This is a genomic window from Halomonas sp. KO116 (assembly GCF_000734975.2).
Taxonomy (GTDB): Bacteria; Pseudomonadota; Gammaproteobacteria; order Pseudomonadales; family Halomonadaceae; genus Vreelandella; species Vreelandella glaciei.
Map to the genome: position 1 here is coordinate 3,203,640 of NZ_CP011052.1, position 17,792 is coordinate 3,221,431.

Annotated in this window: 16 protein-coding genes; 3 read left to right on the plus strand and 13 right to left on the minus strand. The window is 56.4% G+C overall.

The annotated features are described in order from the left end of the window. Nucleotides 1-28: 28 nt before the first annotated feature. Nucleotides 29-418: a ribosome-associated heat shock protein Hsp15 gene (hslR, locus tag KO116_RS14760; RefSeq protein WP_008959676.1), complete on the minus strand. Its 390-nt coding sequence runs from the start codon at nt 416-418 to the stop codon at nt 29-31. Continuing rightward, the gene (gene yrfG, locus KO116_RS14765) at nt 418-1,107 is read right to left on the minus strand and encodes a GMP/IMP nucleotidase (RefSeq protein ID WP_008959675.1); all 690 of its coding nucleotides are present in this window, start codon (nt 1,105-1,107) and stop codon (nt 418-420) included. Before yrfG ends, hslR begins: the two co-directional genes overlap by 1 nt. 77 nt (nt 1,108-1,184) lie before the next feature. Here yrfG and nudE point away from each other — a divergent pair, with 77 nt between their 5' ends. After that, nucleotides 1,185-1,826, plus strand: coding sequence for an ADP compounds hydrolase NudE (nudE, locus tag KO116_RS14770; protein ID WP_035555457.1), 642 nt, complete (start codon nt 1,185-1,187; stop codon nt 1,824-1,826). A 187-nt stretch (nt 1,827-2,013) separates the two neighbouring features. Here nudE and KO116_RS14775 read toward each other — a convergent pair whose 3' ends face one another. The 11 genes from KO116_RS14775 to nrdR form a co-directional block, all read right to left on the minus strand. Then, nucleotides 2,014-3,072: an oxidoreductase gene (locus KO116_RS14775; protein WP_035555421.1), complete on the minus strand. Its 1,059-nt coding sequence runs from the start codon at nt 3,070-3,072 to the stop codon at nt 2,014-2,016. A gap of 54 nt (nt 3,073-3,126) precedes the next feature. Further along, nucleotides 3,127-4,971 (minus strand): dihydroxy-acid dehydratase, encoded by a 1,845-nt coding sequence (ilvD, locus tag KO116_RS14780; RefSeq protein ID WP_035555418.1) that lies wholly within the window; start codon nt 4,969-4,971, stop codon nt 3,127-3,129. Between the two features lie 287 nt (nt 4,972-5,258). Further along, on the minus strand, nt 5,259-7,757 hold the full coding sequence (gene lon / locus KO116_RS14785; RefSeq protein WP_035555416.1) for an endopeptidase La: 2,499 nt from the start codon (nt 7,755-7,757) through the stop codon (nt 5,259-5,261). Nucleotides 7,758-7,980: 223 nt separating this feature from the next. After that, a complete protein-coding gene (locus KO116_RS14790; RefSeq protein ID WP_035555413.1) occupies nt 7,981-9,234 on the minus strand; it encodes a DUF945 family protein in 1,254 nt (417 codons plus the stop codon). Between the two features lie 99 nt (nt 9,235-9,333). Further along, on the minus strand, nt 9,334-9,807 hold the full coding sequence (locus KO116_RS14795; protein WP_035555410.1) for a phosphatidylglycerophosphatase A family protein: 474 nt from the start codon (nt 9,805-9,807) through the stop codon (nt 9,334-9,336). Then, nucleotides 9,804-10,805 (minus strand): thiamine-phosphate kinase, encoded by a 1,002-nt coding sequence (gene thiL, locus KO116_RS14800; protein WP_035555407.1) that lies wholly within the window; start codon nt 10,803-10,805, stop codon nt 9,804-9,806. The genes KO116_RS14795 and thiL overlap by 4 nt, the downstream gene beginning before the upstream one ends. A gap of 36 nt (nt 10,806-10,841) precedes the next feature. Next, complete coding sequence (nusB, locus tag KO116_RS14805; protein WP_007114491.1) at nt 10,842-11,336, minus strand: transcription antitermination factor NusB; 495 nt, start codon at nt 11,334-11,336, stop codon at nt 10,842-10,844. Continuing rightward, nucleotides 11,333-11,821: a 6,7-dimethyl-8-ribityllumazine synthase gene (gene ribH, locus KO116_RS14810; RefSeq protein ID WP_035555404.1), complete on the minus strand. Its 489-nt coding sequence runs from the start codon at nt 11,819-11,821 to the stop codon at nt 11,333-11,335. The genes nusB and ribH overlap by 4 nt, the downstream gene beginning before the upstream one ends. 101 nt (nt 11,822-11,922) lie before the next feature. After that, nucleotides 11,923-13,089 carry a bifunctional 3,4-dihydroxy-2-butanone-4-phosphate synthase/GTP cyclohydrolase II gene (ribBA, locus tag KO116_RS14815; protein WP_035555401.1) on the minus strand — a complete coding sequence of 389 codons (1,167 nt, stop codon included), beginning with the start codon at nt 13,087-13,089 and terminating at the stop codon, nt 11,923-11,925. A 110-nt stretch (nt 13,090-13,199) separates the two neighbouring features. After that, entirely contained in the window at nt 13,200-14,366 is a 1,167-nt protein-coding gene (ribD, locus tag KO116_RS14820; protein WP_035555398.1) for a bifunctional diaminohydroxyphosphoribosylaminopyrimidine deaminase/5-amino-6-(5-phosphoribosylamino)uracil reductase RibD, read from the minus strand. Continuing rightward, nucleotides 14,363-14,866, minus strand: coding sequence for a transcriptional regulator NrdR (gene nrdR / locus KO116_RS14825; RefSeq protein ID WP_035555395.1), 504 nt, complete (start codon nt 14,864-14,866; stop codon nt 14,363-14,365). The genes ribD and nrdR overlap by 4 nt, the downstream gene beginning before the upstream one ends. Before the next feature lie 211 nt (nt 14,867-15,077). Between nrdR and KO116_RS14830 the strand changes: the two genes are divergently transcribed. Both KO116_RS14830 and KO116_RS14835 read left to right on the plus strand, forming a co-directional pair. After that, a complete protein-coding gene (locus KO116_RS14830; RefSeq protein ID WP_035555392.1) occupies nt 15,078-16,844 on the plus strand; it encodes a sugar phosphorylase in 1,767 nt (588 codons plus the stop codon). 119 nt (nt 16,845-16,963) lie between these two features. Beyond that, a complete protein-coding gene (locus KO116_RS14835) occupies nt 16,964-17,779 on the plus strand; it encodes a TlpA family protein disulfide reductase (protein WP_035555389.1) in 816 nt (271 codons plus the stop codon). Nucleotides 17,780-17,792: the final 13 nt, after the last annotated feature.

The following is a 17,792-nucleotide window of genomic DNA, read 5'->3' on the forward strand; positions in this document are numbered from 1 at the left end:
TGCTGCACTGAGTGAATAGCCGTGTGGGCTACTCACCCTGATTGCGTTGGAAGCGCTGAATATCGCGGCGCTGCTTTTTATCAGGACGTTTGAGCGGATGCTGCATCGCCTCGTTAGTGAGACGCCTTGCTTCGGCTTCCTTGGCACGACGCTGCACACTTGCGTCTGTTTCTGCATAGAGCGTGCGCGCTTCTGGCGCACCGCGCCGTTGATCCGAAAGCGATATCACCTCTACCTCTAAGACCTCCCAGCCCTGGGGCACCCGAATAAGCGCACCTAACTCGACCTGCTTGCTGGTTTTAGCGCGGCCGCCGTCGTAGTGAACCTTGCCACCTTCAATGGCTTTTTTAGCCAGCGCGCGGGTCTTAAAGAAACGCGCTGCCCAGAGCCATTTATCTAAGCGTACGCTCTCGCTCATTAACGCTCTCCTTGCGATTCTGACAGCTGTTCCGGCAGTTGTTCGGGAAACAGATGAGCGAACCGATCCAGGGCTATAAACTCCTGTAGCTCTTTTTCAGGCCGCTGGCTGTCAGGTTGTTTAATGCCCAGCAAATGCTTAATGCCAAACTCACGAGCACTTTCCAGCACGCGGGCATTGTCATCAATAAATAGTGTTCGTGCCGGGTCAAAAGGCTCGATTTCCTGCAACGCAAACCAGAACGCCTGCTCCTCTTTAGCAGCCCCCACGTCCTCGGAAGAGACGATAGCATCCAGGTAGCTTTCCAGGCCGGTGAGGGGCAGTTTCAAGGCAAGACTGGCGCGATCAGCGTTGGTGGCAAGCACCACCCGTGGGTGTGCTAGTTTAAGCCATTTGAGGAAATCCAGTGCGTCGCTGCGCAGGCCTATCAGATGTTGCACTTCCCGCTTCAGGGCAACGATATCTACCCCTAGCTCGCGGCTCCAGTACGCTAGGCTGTACCAGTTTAAAGTACCCTGCTCGCCGATAATACGCGCCCGCAGCGCTTCCTGGGAGGCTTCATCCAACTGGTGCAATTCGCGGTAACGTCGCGGTAAATGATCCAGCCAAAAGTGGCTGTCGAAATGTAAATCCAGCAGCGTGCCATCCATATCAAGGAGGACAGTGTCTATCTCGCGCCAATCAATCATTGCCGCTCCAGTCACGTTAGGAGTAAGCGTGCTATTGTAGCTTAACCGCCTTTTACCAGCCATGGAGGCACATGTTTATGTCTACGCTCCCCCCTACTCGCCCAACCTTTAATCACCCTGAAGATGGCAGCGTTAACCGCTCGGGTTACCAGCAAAAACCACAGATTCTGGCGCGTAAGCAGATTGCCCAAAGCCGTTTATTCCAGATTGAGTCACTGGATCTGCGTTTTTCCAATGGCGAAGAGCGCCAATTTGAACGTTTAACCGGCGCGGACCGGGGCGCGGTGATGATGGTGGCAATGCCTGACCCGGAGCACGTGCTACTGATTCGCGAATACGCCGCCGGGTTTGAAGATTATGTGCTCACCTTGCCAAAAGGGTTGGTCGACCCCGGTGAAGACATTATCACCGCTGCCAATCGCGAGTTGATGGAGGAGTGTGGCGTGGGTGCGCACCGCATCGAGCCGTTGGTTGAGCTTTCCCTGGCGCCGAACTATATGCGCCACCGCATGCAGGTGCTGCTTGCCACCGACCTTTACCCCAAGCGACTGCCAGGGGATGAACCCGAGCCATTGATTGTGGAAACCCACGCCATTGAGGAGCTCCCTGCCCTGCTATTGCGCGAGGATTTTCACGAAGCCCGCGCGATCGCAGCACTCTATATCGCCCGAGACCGGTTGCGGGAAGAGAAACGCAATAGTGCGACGGATTTGCTTTGAGGTAATAACGTAAAGCTTTCCTTCCGTCACTGCAGATATTTTCCTGATGTCGTTGCAAGGAGCGCAGCGACGCGGCAATCTCAATCCACGGCGGCATACCAACCCGAGATTGCTTCACTGCGTTCGCAATGACAGAAGGCCTGCGTTTGCAATGACATGAAGCTCGCGTTCGGCTTCTCTTACTTATTTAAAGATGATTTTTCAATGTAATCCAACGCCGCTGGCGGTGGCTGTCCAGGCCGGCTTCCAGCAGAGCCATCGAACGCAGGGCATCGTCGACGCTTACCGGTAGCGGCGCTTTATCGCGGATAGCGGCGGTAATGCCCTGGTAATAAGCCAGGTAATCACCCGGTAGCGTCGGAAGTTCACGGCGCATCAGCGGCGCGTTTTCACCCTCTCCTTCACGCAGCGTTAACGTGCCATGTTGGCTATCTTCGCCCCACTGTGGTGCGGGCACTTCGCCTGCTTTCAGGCGATCCTCCTGGGGATCCAGACCGTACTTAACGAAGCTGCCTTGGGTGCCATGAATCCGAAAACGGGGGGTTGGATCGGCAACCAATGTGCCAGCGGCCAAGGTAACGCGAAAGCCTTCGTAATCGAGCAGTACCAGGAAATCGTCGTCGACCTGGGAGTCGTCACGTAGTGCGTCCAGTTCCAGCAAGATTGCCTGAGGCATGCCAAACAGTTCGCAGGCTTGGTCCAGCAGGTGCGGGCCCAAATCGTACCAGATGCCACCACCGGGGGTCGCTTTCTCGCGCCAGCGATCACGCACTTCCGGGCGAAAGCGGTCAAAATGTGATTCAAAATTCACCAGTCGCCCTAGCGTCCCCGCTTCAAGCAACGCTTTAACGGTTAAGAAATCGCTATCCCAACGGCGGTTGTGAAATACCGACAAAAGACACTCTTTTTCATCCGCCAACTTTTTGAGCAACTTTCCTTCAGACAGCGTGACCGTGAATGGCTTATCGACCACCACGTGCTTGCCCGCCGACAGTGCCGCTTTCGCGAGCGAAAAATGCGTGTCGTTGGGTGTCGGAATAACAATCAGATCAATATCGCTGCGCTTGCAAAGCGCCAACGCCTGGGCCTCCACCTCTACGCTAGGAAGTGACGCCTGCACCTTAGCAGCATCGCTTGAGGATACCGCCACCAAATCCAGGCCGTCCGTGGCCTGAATCAGCGGTGCGTGGAAGGTTTGGCTAGCGAACCCGTAGCCGACTAATCCAACGTTAATAATTGCCTTCATTTGATTCCTTCAGGTTTGTTACTGCGACTGATGATTGCTGCACTTAGTGCCCTATCAATCCAGCTTGCTTAGGTCCCGAACGGCCCCTTTGTCGGCAGATGTCGCCAATAGCGCATAGGCTTTCAGCGCTGGGGTAATCTTGCGGGGGCGCTGTTCAACGGGCTTCCAGGCGGTGACGCCTTTTGCCTCCATCGCCTCGTGGCGAGCCGCCAGCTCAGCATCCTTCAGGTTGACGTTGATCGTCCGGTTAGGAATATCAATACGGATGATATCGCCCTGCTCAATTAAGCCAATGGCGCCCCCAGCTGCGGCTTCCGGCGACACATGGCCAATCGAAAGCCCAGAGGTGCCGCCCGAAAAGCGACCATCGGTGAGCAGCGCGCAGGCTTTGCCTAACCCTTTAGACTTGAGATACGAAGTGGGATAAAGCATCTCCTGCATACCGGGGCCACCTTTAGGCCCCTCGTAGCGGATCACGACGACATCGCCCGCTTTGACCTTATCCGCCAATACATGGGCAACCGCCTGATCCTGAGACTCAACCACATGGGCGGGGCCTTCGAATACCAGGATTGATTCGTCGACCCCGGCGGTTTTCACCACGCAACCATCCAGCGCGATATTGCCATACAGTACGGCTAAGCCGCCCTGCTGGGAGAACGCGTGCTCAAGATCGCGAATACAGCCGGTGGCGCGGTCGCCATCCAAACTCGGCCAGCGGGCGCTTTGGGAAAAGGCAGTCTGGGTGGGGATACCGCCCGGCCCAGCTTTAAAGAACTCAACGACTTCGGCGCTGGGCGAACGCATAATGTCCCACTCATCCAGCGCGGCTTTGAGACTGTCGCCATACACGGTGGGTACCGAGGTATCCAGCACACCGGCACGATCCAACTCACCTAGAATCGCCATGATACCGCCCGCACGATGGACATCTTCGATATGATATTTCTGAGTGTTGGGCGCTACTTTGCAGAGCTGGGGCACTTCACGGGAGAGGCGGTCGATATCCGCCATGGTGAAGTCCACCTCGGCTTCCTGGGCAGCCGCTAGGAAGTGCAGAATAGTGTTAGTAGAGCCACCCATGGCGATATCCAGGGTCATGGCGTTTTTGAACGCTGCTTTGGAGGCAATGGCACGGGGTAGCAGGTGCGCTTCATCGCCTTCATAGTAGCGTTTGGCCAGCTCGACAATGCGGTGACCGGCTGTTTCAAATAGGCGACGACGATCAGAGTGGGTGGCCAGCACGGTGCCGTTACCGGGCAAAGCCAAGCCTAGCGCCTCGGTCAGACAGTTCATCGAGTTGGCGGTGAACATACCCGAGCAGCTACCGCAGGTGGGGCACGCGCTACGCTCGACTTCGGCAAGCGTTTCATCATCCACGCTGTCATCGGCGGCCATGACCATGGCATCGACGAGGTCCAATCCGTGGTTAAGCAGCTTGGTTTTACCCGCTTCCATGGGGCCGCCAGAAACAAAGATAACCGGGATATTGAGGCGCAGCGCGGCCATCAACATCCCTGGGGTAATTTTGTCGCAGTTGGAGATACATACCAGCGCATCGGCACAGTGGGCGTTGCACATGTACTCAACGCTGTCGGCAATCAGGTCACGGCTAGGCAACGAGTAGAGCATGCCGTCGTGTCCCATGGCGATGCCGTCATCCACTGCAATGGTGTTGAACTCTTTCGCTACGCCACCCGCTTTCTCAATCTCCCGCGCCACTAGCTGGCCCATGTCCTTTAGGTGAACATGGCCCGGCACAAACTGGGTGAAGGAGTTGGCGACGGCAATAATCGGCTTTTGAAAATCACCATCCTGCATACCAGTGGCGCGCCACAGGGCGCGTGCACCGGCCATATTACGACCAGCGGTGGTGGTTCGTGAGCGATACTCTGGCATGGCGTCTCTCTCTTGATGTCTATCTCAAAGACGATTCACTATTTTTATTAGCCCACGGCAAGGATGGCCGCAGGCCAAGCTATTCTGAATAATATCAGCAACCTTGGATTGTGGCATGCGCTTTACACAGAGACTAGGCCCACTCTGAAAACACAGCGAGCAAGGGTAATTGTCCTTACTAACTGTAAGGCTGATGCAGGATTATTTGGTAATTCAGTAAACAAATGTAAAAAAGCGCCGTACTTACGTACAGCGCTTTAATTACGTCATGGGTGTAACGGTTGAACCTACCCGCGACCAAACACCACATCGGCTACATCGCGGTAGCGTTTGGCAAAATGCACCGTCATGCCCTCTTTCAGATAGTCCGGCAACTCTTCGTAATCACGTTTATTGGCCTCGGGCAGGATCAATTCGAAAATATCACTGCGCCGCGCGGCAATCACTTTTTCGCGAATACCGCCAACCGGCAGCACTTGGCCGGTTAAGGTTAGTTCGCCGGTCATCGCCAGGGGCCGATCAATGGCATGGTGCTTAGCCAACGACAGCAGCGCAGTGGTCATGGTAACGCCGGCCGAAGGGCCATCTTTCGGCGTGGCCCCTTCGGGCACGTGTAAGTGCACAAATGCCGAGTCAAAGAAATCGGCATCGGCGCCATACTCCTGCAGGTGGCCCAGGGTATAGCTGTAAGCGATATTGGCTGACTCCTGCATCACCTCGCCGAGCTTGCCAGTCAGCTTAAAGCCACGATCCAGCGAGTGTACCTTGCCCGCTTCAATGGGTAGCGTTGCCCCGCCCATGGAGGTCCACGCCAAGCCGGTCACCACCCCTTCGCCGGTCAGCACTTTTTCCTTGCGGAAAATCGGTGCGCCTAAGAATTCTTCCAGATTCTTCACCGATATCTTGACCGTTTCGGGCTCCTCTTCGAGCAGCTTGACGGCCGATTTACGCACAATACGATGCAGCTGCTTTTCAAGCTGGCGAACACCGGCTTCACGGGCGTAGCCTTCAATCACTTGCTTTAAGGCCGCATCGGACAGACTGATACGCTTTTTCGTTAGGTTGTCGCGTTTGAGCAGCTTCGGCCACAGGTGATGCTTGGCAATTGCCAGCTTCTCTTCGGCGATATAGCCGGAAAGACGGATCTGCTCCATGCGGTCTAGCAACGGCCCTGGAATTGAATCCAGCGTATTAGCGGTGCATATAAACAGCACCTTGGAGAGATCCATACGCACATCGAGATAGTGATCGAGGAAGTCGACGTTCTGCTCGGGGTCGAGTACTTCCAACAGCGCCGAAGCAGGGTCGCCCTGGAAGGACTGCCCTAGCTTGTCGATCTCATCCAGCATGATGACGGGGTTTTCGACCTCGACCTCTTTAAAGGCTTGCACCAGCTTGCCCGGCATCGCGCCGACATAGGTACGCCGATGGCCTTTAATTTCCGCTTCGTCGCGCATGCCCCCAACAGAGAAGCGGTAAAACTGACGTCCCAGGGCTTCAGCGATCGAACGCCCAATGGAGGTCTTACCTACCCCTGGCGGGCCGACCAACAGCACTATCGAGCCGCCTACGTCGCCTTTAAACGTGCCCTCGGCCAGAAATTCGATAATACGCTCTTTAACGTCTTTCAAACCGTCGTGGTCGCGATCCAACACTTGCCGCGCGTGGGGTAGATCGAGCTGATCCTGGCTGGTCACCCCCCAAGGCAGCGAGGTTAACCAGTCCAGATAGTTGCGCGTGGTGCCATATTCCGGCGAGCCGGTTTCCAGCACACTGAGTTTATTGAGCTCATCGTCAATACGCGATTGAACCCGTTCGGGCACAACCAACGACTCCAAACGCGCTCTAAAGGTATCCACGTCATTTTCGCGATCATCTTTGGAGATACCCAATTCACGCTGGATAACCTTGAGCTGCTCACGCAGGAAGAACTCGCGCTGGCGATCCTGCATTTGCGCGTTGACCTGCTCGCTGATCTCACCCTGCAGCAGCGCTACATCGATCTCTTTACGCAACAGCGGCAGCACTTTCTGCATCCGCTCTTCCACCGACAGGGTGGCCAGCACATCCTGAAGCTCTGGGCCTTTGGCGGAGGTAATAGCGGCGGCAAAATCGGTCAGCGGGCCCGGCTGGTGCGGGCTAAAGCGGTTGAGGTAGTGCTTGAGCTCTTCACCGTACAGCGGGTTGATCGGCAGCAGCTCTTTAATGCCGTTGATGATCGCCATGGCATAGGCGCGGGTCTCTTCGTTCTCCGCGTCAACCGGCTCTTTCGGGTAGGTGACTTCCACCAGATAAGGCGGTTCTTTGGAGAGCCAACGGGTAATTTTAAAGCGCTGCAGGCCCTGAGCGATAAACTGGATCTGGTCGTCTTCGCCCTTGAGTTTATGCACCTTCACCGCCGTACCAATCTCAGGAAAACCTTCGTGATCAAGAGAGGTAACGCCCTGCTCGCCGACATAAGCGACGCCCAGGGTGTGGTGCGGCGTGTTACCCACGCGGCGCATGGTCTCTTCCCAGCGCTCACGGTTAACCACCAAAGGCTGAACCTGGGCGGGGAAGAAAGGACGATTATGAATAGGGAGAAGATAAATGCGCTCGGGCAGCATGTCGCTGGCGGGCACTAGAGAGTTCACCCGCTCGCCGTCAGAGCGATACTCTTCACTGCTCTTCTCGTCACTGCTCTTATCATCAGCGTCGTGGGATTTATCGGTATTTGAGGATGACTCTTCATCGTCAATTTGCCAATCGAGGTGTTCTTGATCGCGTTCGTAATCCTGGTCGCTCATGCGTCCTCCAATGAACCGATACCGGCGGTGAGAACCGCCTAGCTTTGTTCATGGAATGCGGGCACATAGCAGAAACTTCAACCCTTAGGGAGGTTAGATGACAAAATGCTAGTCCCTTTTGCACTGCGAAGGAGCCTAGTTCGATCATTTAGAGGAGCTTTCTCATACGCAATGACAAATAAGGGCAACCCCAGATTGCGTCAGGGCGTTCGCAATGACAGGCCTAAGGCCATAGTTCGGGCATGGGGCGACCATTAACACGCCAGACGCCGCGCACTACATCAAACTGCAGTTCACGGGTGCCAAGCGGCAAGCCTAACCATAGCGCGGCAACGGTGGGCGCATCATACCAGGTAAAGTCACCATCAATACGCTCCCGCCATTTCGCCTGCTCTTCCTCTTCGTCGAGATTAACCACGCTCAGCTCATCCAAGGCGCGGGCGTCAAAAAACAGCGCGCCATCCGCATCGAGACGAATCCCTAGCAGTGGGCTGTCTATCGCCACTGTGGGCACATCTAGGCGCGGCGAGTCACTGAGCATATTCCGAAAATCAGGCTCAAGACGGGCCAGCAACCCTTCAGCCATGGGCAGGCTGGCATCGCCCCAAGCGGCTTCCTGGCGTAAACGGCGAATGGCGTGGCGAACCGCATCGGCGTTGATGCGCGAAAGCTCCATCTCTATTCGCCCATTAAGCAACGGCGTGTCGGGCGCTTCTGAGGGAACCATCACCTCCCCCACTTCTAAATCGCCGTTAATGCGCAGTTCGCTTTCATCCAGCACCATATGGCTATTTAAATCGAGCGGCGCCAGTTGGATGTCATAGGAGGGATAACTAAGCGTCAGTGTCTCAATATGCAGATGATCGCGCTGGGCAAAGTGGTAAGCACCATCGGTATAGGTGTAGCGGCTTTCAAGCACCGTGGGCCCTAATGCAAGCTGGGCCAAGCCATCGGTCAGTGTTAGCTGATCCAATAACCCACGCAGGCGCCAATCACCAAAGACGCCTTCGAGGCGCAGCCGACCACCACGGACGGCTAACTCGCGACCATTTTGTTGAATGACAAAAGGCGCCAGGGCAAGGCGTAGTTCACTGTGGCCGCTAAGGGTGTGATAACGCCCCTGCCAGCGAGGCACCGAAGGGGCGGTAACCTCCCCCACTGCTTGCTGCAATACGGTATCCAGGCGAGGTAATACGGTGCCTTCTACATCCGTGCTTAAAATGCCGTGGCGGGCGCTATAGGTCAGTTCAAGCCGCCAGGGGCGACCCAATAGCGGTGAAAGTATCAGCCGCCCTTGGGAACTTAGCCAACCCTGGCGGCTCTCAGTTCTGTTGACACGCCATTCGCCCCGCGCTTCCAGATCTTCTAGCGCCTGACGCAGGCTGCGCTCAAAGAGCACACTTGAGAGAAGTTGCGCTGCCATCCATACCACGGCGATTATCGCCAGGGTAGGGACAATCAGACGTTCCTTGCGCATGCTGCCTCCTTGGTGCCAACGCACTTAAATGGCGAAAGCTACCGACAATGCCTAGTATCTGTAATAACTAGTATCCGTACCGTTTTCCTAATGAATTTTTTAATGCAGCCAGAACCACAAGTGCATAATACTCCAGGCGTAGACCCCTGCCATCACATCATCAATCATAATACCGAAACCACCGGCTACACGGCGGTCAGCCCAACGTATTGGCCAGGGCTTAAAAACATCGAAGATACGAAAGACCACAAATCCCCATAGCGCAGCTTCCCATGAAAAGGGCACCGCGGCCATAGTGAGCCAGTAGCCAACAAATTCATCCCACACAATCCCTGAGTGGTCGTGTACGCCTAAGTCGTGTGACGTCTTATCGCATAGCCAAACGCCAACAACAAAAGCGACGAAACAAATGCTTAGGTACCAGCCTAAGGGCAAATCCGCCATCATCCAGTAGAACGGAATGGCGGCCAGCGTGCCAAAGGTGCCGGGAGCCCACGGCACCGTGCCGCTACCTAAGCCAAAGGCAAAAAAATGTGTTGGGCGACGCCAGACACTTTTCGGTGCACGATTCATGGCGTGTCCCCACTAAAATGCTGCCAACCGGCATAGCCATTGACATAACTACTCAGATCACTCTGGTCAGAAGCACTAATGCCTAGCGGCTCGCAACAGCGACCAATCACCGTTAGCGTCAAGCCTAATGACGCCAGACGCTGCTGAGCCTTGGCTATATCGTCAGCGTGTAAGGTGACGAGCAGTTCATAATCATCACCACCGGACAGCGCCGCCTTTAGTGCAGCCTCCCGACCCAGCGTGTTTTCCAGCTCTTCTGCCAGCGGTAAAGCGGCTATGTCGATGACTGCCCCGACCTGCGAAGCCGCGCGAAGATGCGCCAGGTCGGCCATTAAGCCATCAGAAATATCCATCGCCGCGGTGGCTAATCCACGCAGTGCCACGCCCGCCACCAAACGCGGTTCAGGCAGCAAATAGCGGCGCAGCAATGGGTGCGCCAAGTCACGCTCACCCTTGTGCCAGAGCGCTAGCCCACCGCCCCCGCCGCCTAATGCACCGGTAACGGCAATCAGGTCGCCAGGCTGAGCACCGTTGCGGGTCAGCGCTTCGCCCACCGGCACCTCGCCCATGACGGTCACGCCAATCGAAAGCGCGCCAGAAGTGACGTCCCCGCCCACCAGCGTGGTGGCGTGTTGCTGGCAGAGTGTATGAAAGCCACGCGCATAGTCAGCAAGCCAAAGATGCGTTGCTTCATCATCGGCAAATTGGCGCTGATCAAAGGTTAATGCCATCAGGCACCAGCGGGATTTGGCCCCCATGGCGGCTAAATCGCTAAGCGCGACCGCCAAAGCACGATGGCCCACCGCGAAGGCTGGCGCTTCGCGGGGAAAGTGAACACCCACCACCGAGGTGTCAACGCTCACGGCCAACTGTTGGCCCGCTTGCGGCATCAATAGCGTGGCGTCGTCTCCACATCCTAGTGTGACGCCATTTGACGCGGTCGACGCCTCCTGCGACGACATGAAATAGCGTCGGATCAAATCAAATTCGGCAAGCACAAAGGCCCCTTAAACGCATTGTCATGACACTCGCGTTCAGAGACGGCGAGCGCTGACCTCGGCACTACGCAGGCGAATCGCCAGCTTGTCTAGAATGCCGTTCACGTATTTATGGCCGTCGGTGGCGCCAAATGACTTAGCCAACTCAACGCCTTCGTTAATCACTACACGATAGGGTACTTCCATTCGTCGGGATAGCTCGTAAGCGCCTAAGCGAAGAATTGCCAGCTCGACGGCATCGAGATCTTCCAGGCGGCGATCCAGTAATGGAGAGATTTCACGATCCAGTTCCGCTTTAAAACGTACGGTGTTGTGCAGCAACTCGTGAAACAGCGCTTTGTCGGCGATCTCCATCACCTTGACCCAGTTTTCGTGGTCTTCCAGGTCGTCATCGGCTACCTGGCTACGAAACTCAGCTTCAATGGTAGTGATGGATTTACCCGTCATGTGCCACTGATAAAGCCCCTGCACGGTTAACTCACGCGCCGCGTGGCGGCCTTGCTGAGCGGCAGAGGGTTTACGCTCGCTCATTGGGTATCTCCTAACGGCAGCGCGCGTAGTAGTGAGACCATTTCCATGGCGGCCATGGCCGCTTCGGTGCCTTTATTACCGGCTTTGGTCCCCGCACGCTCAATCGCTTGTTCGATCGTCTCAACGGTTAACACGCCGTTAGCGACCGGGGTTTCAAACTCAAGCTGCAGGTGATTAATCGCTGTGTTGCAGCCGCCCGCCACGTATTCAAAGTGCGGCGTTCCACCGCGAATCACCGCGCCTAGCGCGATGACGGCATCAGGCTTCATCACCTTCAGCACGCGCTTAACTGCTAACGGCAGTTCCCAGGCACCCGGCACGTGAACAATATGAATATGCTCGGCATCGACGCCATGACGCGTCAAGCTGTCGACCGCCCCTTCCACCAGGCTATCCACCACGTGATGGTTAAAGCGACCGACCACGATGACATAATGCCCATCGACGTCAACAAAAGTACCTTCAACTTGAGAAAGGGAGTTCATCAATTTATTCCTGCTGCTTAGTACTGCTAGATTAGTACTGCTAGATTAGTACTGCTAGATTAGTACTGCTGGATTAGTCCTGCTGGAGTGACCCTGCTGGATCACTCCTGCTGAAAGGTTGGCTCATCCGCCGTGTCATTAGGCCCTAGACGCTCAACGACTTCGAGATCAAAGCCGGATAGCGCGGAGAACTTCCACGGTGAACTCAATAATCGCATTTTACCCACGCCTAAATAGCGCAGGATTTGCGAGCCGGTGCCGATGGTTAAATAGTTGCCAGCGCCGTCAGAATCACTGGTCCGCGGCTGGCGAACGCGATCCAAAAAGATATCCAGTTGATCTTTTAAATCCTGATGGGGGCGACCGTCATCAATCAGCACAAACACCCCTGCGTTTGAACTGGCAATCTCCTCCAGCGCCCGGTGGGCATCCCAGCGGCACTGGTCGCCTTTCATCAGGCCCATCACATCGCGCAGCGTATCGGTAAGATGCACGCGAACCGTGGTGGACTCCTCTGGGGTGGGCTGACCGTTCACCAGCGCCAAATGGTGAGCGCCCTGGATGCGGTCACGGAAAACGTGCAGCGTCAGTTCGCCATGCGCCGTCATCACCGTTGAGGCTTCCAGGTGATCAATGGTCTGCTCGTTGACGATGCGGTAGTGAATCAAATCCGCAATGGTACCGATTTTTATGCCGTGCTGTTGAGCAAACGCTTCCAGTTCGGGGCGACGCGCCATACTGCCGTCGTCGTTCATGACCTCGCAGATCACCCCGCTGGGGTCACACCCTGCCAGCGCCGCCAAATCACACGCTGCTTCGGTATGCCCCGCACGGCGAAGCACGCCGCCGGGCTCTGCCATCAACGGGAAAATATGCCCCGGCTGAACGATATCAGAGGGCTTGGCATGGGGCGCCACTGCCGCTTGGACCGTGCGCGCGCGATCTGCGGCTGAAATACCGGTGGTAACGCCTTCGGTCGCTTCAATCGAGAGCGTAAATTTGGTGCCAAAGCCGGAGCCATTGTCACGCACCATAAGCGGCAAATTAAGCTGCTCACAGCGGGCACGGGTCATCGGCATACAGATAAGACCACGGGCGAAACGGGCCATGAAGTTGATATGCTCGGCCTGCACTTTTTCGGCGGCCATGATGATATCACCTTCGTTTTCGCGATCCTCATCGTCCATGAGAATCACCATTTTGCCCTGGCGGATATCTTCCACCAGCTCGGCGATAGGGGCTAAGCCTCTAGAGGAGGAGTGCGCCATGGAATCTCCAAAAGTTGTCGCGTAACGTTGCCGCAAAAAAGCTGTTGCGCCAGCTTGTAACGAAAAGTCGTCACGAAATAAGGTTGTCACGTTAGCTGCGATTTCGCGCGTCAGGGTACCTTGCTATCGCCAGTTGCGCTAGTCGACTGAGGGGAAGCGATAATGCGCCAATCGCGCCCCACCGCTCGCATATCATGAATGGTTAAACGTCGCTGATCGGCCATGCGTGAGAGTCCTGGCAGCGCAAATAGCGGTCGTGCCTCGCCACCTAACAGCGTGGGGGCAACAAACAGCTGCAGCTCATCGACCAGTCCCGCATCAAGCAGAGCACCCGCCAGGGTCGCGCCGGTTTCTACCAGCAGCTCATTAACCTGTTCGCTCTCGGCTAACCAATTCAGCATCAAGGCTAAATCAATGCGGCCATCACTACCGGCAGGCAACACCTGCACTTCAGCACCCGCTTTGGTTAACCGTTCGCGCTTTTCAGCCACATGGCCTGGGGTGGTCACCACCAAGGTTCGCCCCGGTTCGCTTAAACAGGCGGCCGCCAAGGGCAAGCGCAAATGGGTATCTAACACCACCCTTAGTGGTTGGCGCTGCACCACCTCATCGGCATTGGCAAGCGACAACTGCTCGGCGCGAAGAGTAAGCCGCGAGTCGTCCATGATAATCGATTCAACGCCGCTTAATATCGCACTGGAGCGCGCTCGCAGCCGCTGCACTTGCGTTCGCGCTTCGGGACCGGTAATCCACTGAGACTCACCGGATCCCATGGCCGTACGTCCATCTAAACTCATGGCCATTTTCAGGCGTACAAAGGGGCGCTGTGTGGTCATTCGGGCAATAAAGCCAGGGTTCAATGCCCGCGCTTCACTCTCAAGCAGGCCTACTGCCACCTCAATACCGGCTTCTTCAAGCAAGCGAATACCCCGGCCACTGACCTGGGGGTTGGGGTCCTGCATCGCAATCACTACCCGAGCCACCTTGGCCTTTTGCAGAGCAACCGCACACGGGCCGGTACGCCCAGTGTGCGAGCAAGGTTCAAGAGTGACGTAAGCCGTCGCGCCCTGGGCCCGTTCACCGGCTGCGATTAAGGCATGGATTTCCGCATGCGGCTCACCGGCTCGCCGATGAAAGCCTTCCCCAACGATCTGCTCATCGCGCACGATCACACAACCGACCCGAGGATTAGGATCGGTGGTGTAAAGCCCTTTGCGCGCCAGCTTAAGCGCCTGCGCCATATAACGGTAATCGTCTTGGCTAAACAGAGCGCTCATTTTGGCGGCTCGCTAGTGTGTCTCACTGTAGAAGAGGACGCTTGATTGGGCTCTTGGGAAAGCCGATCAATCTCAGCACGAAATTCATCCAAATCCTGAAACTTGCGGTACACCGAGGCAAAGCGGATGTAAGCCACATGGTCGAGGGTTTTCAGCGCCTGCATCACCGACTCACCAATATCACGGGCGTTGATCTCACGATCGCCTCGCGCACGGAGGGTTTGACGTATGCGCTCGACGGCCGCTTCAATGGCTTCCGCGCTGACCGGGCGCTTTTCAAGCGCACGCAGCATGCCCGCCCGGAGTTTGGCTTCATGAAAGCTTTCCCGGGAACCGTCTGACTTCACCACGCGAGGCATTACGAGTTCAGCAGTTTCGTAAGTGGTAAAGCGCTCCTGACAGCTCGCACACTGGCGACGACGGCGCACTTGATCGCCATCGGCCACCAATCGCGAATCGGTCACTCGAGTATCGTTTGCACCACAAAAAGGGCAATGCATAGCGGTCAACCTGTTGTCAGCTCGTGCTGGCGTGCCGCACGAGTTAGCGTGTTATAACCTGGCAATGAATATGCTATTAATGGCGTTTAAACCGGCATCAACGTCTTAAGCTAATGGATGTTAGCGTTTAAACGCGCTATCAACCTCGCATTGTAACGATTTGGCACACATGCTGCAGCGTTTGTGGCAGATTGTTTATCAGGAGCCACCCATGTCCCCCTTTGAGCAGACCGTGCACGGCTACCTCAGCCACCTATACGGGCCGCGTGCTGGCGAAGTGCAGCGCCGCTTAAATCAACACCTTGAGCATTTTCTGTCGCTTGCCCCTTTTTCGTCCGCCTCCGGCGATGCTCCTTCCAAAAAAGCACCTTCATGGAGCGAAAAAGATCAGTGGGTAATTAGCTATGGTGACTCCATTATAGAAGAGGGTGTGCCGCCACTGGCAGTCCTTAGCGATTTTCTTCAAGCGCGGCTGGGCGAGCGTATCAGCGGCGTGCATGTGCTGCCCTTCTTCCCGTGGAGTAGCGACGACGGCTTCTCGGTGATCCACTACCGGGAAGTGAATAGTGAGCTTGGCAACTGGTCGCATATCCGCGAGCTCGCCGGTCATTACGACCTGATGGCCGATTTGGTGCTCAACCATGTTTCCAGGGAGTCGCTCTGGTTTGTGGATTACCTGAGCGGCAGCCTGCCCGGCCGCGACTACTTCATCGAAGTTGACCCTGACACCGATGTCTCTCAGGTAGTTCGCCCCCGCAGCAACCCGTTGCTGGTACCTATTTCAACCCGGCGCGGCACCCGTTATCTATGGGCAACCTTCTCCGAAGACCAGCTCGATCTAAACTTTGAACATCCCGATGTTCTGCTGGAGTTCGTCGGCATTCTGCTCTTCTACCTGGAGCAGGGCACACGGATTATCCGCTTGGATGCGGTGGCTTTCTTATGGAAGCGGTTGGGCACCTCCTGTATTCACCTGCCGGAAACCCACACCGTGGTGCGTTTGCTTCGCGCGATTGTCGACCATGTCGCCCCCGGCACTCTGCTGATTACCGAAACCAACGTGCCGCACCAAGAGAACATCAGCTATTTCGGGCTTGAACGGCTCCCCAAGGGGCCGCCCGATGAAGCGCACATGATTTATCAATTCACGCTGCCGCCGCTGCTGCTCCATACCTTAACCCGTGGCGAGGCCAGCACGCTGCAAACCTGGCTTGCCAGCCTGCCGGTTCTGCCTGACCACTGTACTTACCTGAACTTTACCGCCAGCCATGACGGTATTGGTGTGCGCCCACTGGAAGGCCTACTGCCCGATCACGAGCGCGATGCACTGCTGGAGCTGATGCACAAATTCGGCGGTTTTGTCAGCATGCGCAGCAACCCGGATGGCAGCGACACGCCCTACGAGATCAACATCACCTGGTTTGAAGCCATGCGCGGCACCCGCCGTGGCCCGGATCCATGGCAAATAGCCCGCTTCCTCTGCAGCCAAGCGATCATGCTCAGCCTGCAGGGAATACCAGCCCTCTATATTCATACGCTGACGGGCACACTCAACGATGTAGAAGGCGTTGAGCGCAGTGGTCGCCTGCGCTCGATCAACCGGCGGCGCTGGCAGCGTAGCGAGCTGGATCTGCTACTGGATAGTCCTTCCACCCCTACCCACGATGTGTTTCATGCCTTAAACCGGCTGCTGGATCAGCGTCGTCAAGAACCCTGTTTTCACCCCAGTGCTGCTCAGCGGGTGTTGGAATCGCCCCCAGAATTGCTGGCGGTGGAACGTGGCCCCCTGCATGATGGCCGTCGTCTGCTGGCACTATATAACGTCACCGACCTGCCGCTCCCCTTAGCGAATGTGGGTGAGGCGGTAACCCAATCGCTGAACCAACACGCATGGCAGGCGCTTGACCCAAGCAACCCGTGGGTGGCCGAAGGCGCCCTGCCGCCTTATGCGGTGCGCTGGCTGGTGGCCACCGGTTAGTCGCGGCGCCTCCCCCGCCAGTTGCGACATAACGCCCCAGGGGCAACTAACATAATCCTTAAATAATCCAGTACTGCGATGATGCCAGTCCAAGATCACATGAAGGATCGTTACTGGTTATGTTGCAACAAAGCATCGCCCTTGGCCCGATGGGCTTTAGTATTCACCAGCTATTGATCGGCCTGGCCTTTTTATTGGCACTGCTGGCTGGCGCGCTGTTGGGAAGGCGCCATCGGGTAGCCGTCAGCGATACGCTGTTTACCCTGCTGCTGGTTGCCCTTGTCGGCGCGCGCCTGGTTTTTGTCCTGCGTTACTGGGGCGAATACGAGGGGCTACTTTCCCGCCTGGATATTCGAGATGGCGGCTTTGATATTGTCGGTGGTCTTGTCGCGGCACTGGCGTACGCCGGCTGGACGCTGTGGCGCTCCCCTCGCCAGCGGGTGCCACTTTCCGGTGCCCTACTGGCGGGCGGCTTTGTCTGGGGATTGACCGCCGCTAGCGCCACCATGATAGAGCATCAATCCCGGCCGTTGCCGGAGGTGGCGCTGACTACCCGTTCAGGCGAGCCCATTGACCTTCCCCACCTGTCACGCTCGACCCAGCAACCCATGGTGGTCAATTTATGGGCCAGCTGGTGTCCGCCCTGTATCCGTGAAATGCCGGTGTTTGCGCAAGCGCAGGATAATGAACCCGGCATCACCTTTGTGTTCGTTAACCAAGGGGAGTCGCTCGGCCAGATCAACGCTTTTATGGATGAGTACGGCTTTTCTCTCGATAACGTTTGGCAAGACCCACGCAATGCCGTTGGCCAGGCTACCGGCGCCAACGCGATGCCTACCACACTTTACTATGATGCCGACGGCCAACTCGTCAGCACTCATTTTGGCGAACTTTCCAGCGCCACCCTGCAGCAAGGATTGGAGCGTTTACGCTGATTGCTGCACGAGC

Excerpts from the sequence above, each read along its gene's own strand:
- nudE (WP_035555457.1), top strand. The coding sequence starts at position 1,185 with ATGTCTACGCTCCCCCCTACTCGCCCAACCTTTAATCACCCTGAAGAT.
- KO116_RS14790 (WP_035555413.1), bottom strand. The coding sequence starts at position 9,234 with ATGCGCAAGGAACGTCTGATTGTCCCTACCCTGGCGATAATCGCCGTG.
- ilvD (WP_035555418.1), bottom strand. The coding sequence starts at position 4,971 with ATGCCAGAGTATCGCTCACGAACCACCACCGCTGGTCGTAATATGGCC.
- KO116_RS14775 (WP_035555421.1), bottom strand. The coding sequence starts at position 3,072 with ATGAAGGCAATTATTAACGTTGGATTAGTCGGCTACGGGTTCGCTAGC.
- nusB (WP_007114491.1), bottom strand. The coding sequence starts at position 11,336 with ATGAGCGAGCGTAAACCCTCTGCCGCTCAGCAAGGCCGCCACGCGGCG.
- ribH (WP_035555404.1), bottom strand. The coding sequence starts at position 11,821 with ATGAACTCCCTTTCTCAAGTTGAAGGTACTTTTGTTGACGTCGATGGG.
- KO116_RS14830 (WP_035555392.1), top strand. The coding sequence starts at position 15,078 with ATGTCCCCCTTTGAGCAGACCGTGCACGGCTACCTCAGCCACCTATAC.
- hslR (WP_008959676.1), bottom strand. The coding sequence starts at position 418 with ATGAGCGAGAGCGTACGCTTAGATAAATGGCTCTGGGCAGCGCGTTTC.
- nrdR (WP_035555395.1), bottom strand. The coding sequence starts at position 14,866 with ATGCATTGCCCTTTTTGTGGTGCAAACGATACTCGAGTGACCGATTCG.
- KO116_RS14795 (WP_035555410.1), bottom strand. The coding sequence starts at position 9,807 with ATGAATCGTGCACCGAAAAGTGTCTGGCGTCGCCCAACACATTTTTTT.
- ribD (WP_035555398.1), bottom strand. The coding sequence starts at position 14,366 with ATGAGCGCTCTGTTTAGCCAAGACGATTACCGTTATATGGCGCAGGCG.
- lon (WP_035555416.1), bottom strand. The coding sequence starts at position 7,757 with ATGAGCGACCAGGATTACGAACGCGATCAAGAACACCTCGATTGGCAA.
- yrfG (WP_008959675.1), bottom strand. The coding sequence starts at position 1,107 with ATGATTGATTGGCGCGAGATAGACACTGTCCTCCTTGATATGGATGGC.
- KO116_RS14835 (WP_035555389.1), top strand. The coding sequence starts at position 16,964 with ATGTTGCAACAAAGCATCGCCCTTGGCCCGATGGGCTTTAGTATTCAC.
- ribBA (WP_035555401.1), bottom strand. The coding sequence starts at position 13,089 with ATGGCGCACTCCTCCTCTAGAGGCTTAGCCCCTATCGCCGAGCTGGTG.